The 233-nt window shown below is 76.0% G+C and carries 1 pseudogene; it reads left to right on the top strand.

Annotated elements, in window-relative coordinates:
• Nucleotides 1-233, top strand: a pseudogene (locus B4M60_RS05780) (energy-coupling factor transporter transmembrane protein EcfT); the annotation flags it as partial.

Genomic DNA, 233 nt, shown 5'->3' on the forward strand with positions numbered 1-233 from the left:
GCTGTACGCCCTCGGACGGATCCGGCCGCGCGCCGCGTGGGACCAGGTCCGCCCGGTCCTGCCGATGCTCGTCGCGATCCTGGCGCTGCAGTGGATCGTCGCGGACCTCGACACCGCCCTGCGCGTGAGCGGGTCGCTGCTGGTGGCCGTGGCCGTCGCCGGTCTGGTCGCGTTGACCACCCGCGTGTCGGACATGCTGGACGCGGTCACCCGCGCCGCCCGGCCGCTGCGGC

The organism is Dietzia sp. UBA5065 (genome assembly GCA_002415925.1).
Taxonomy (GTDB): Bacteria; Actinomycetota; Actinomycetes; order Mycobacteriales; family Mycobacteriaceae; genus Dietzia.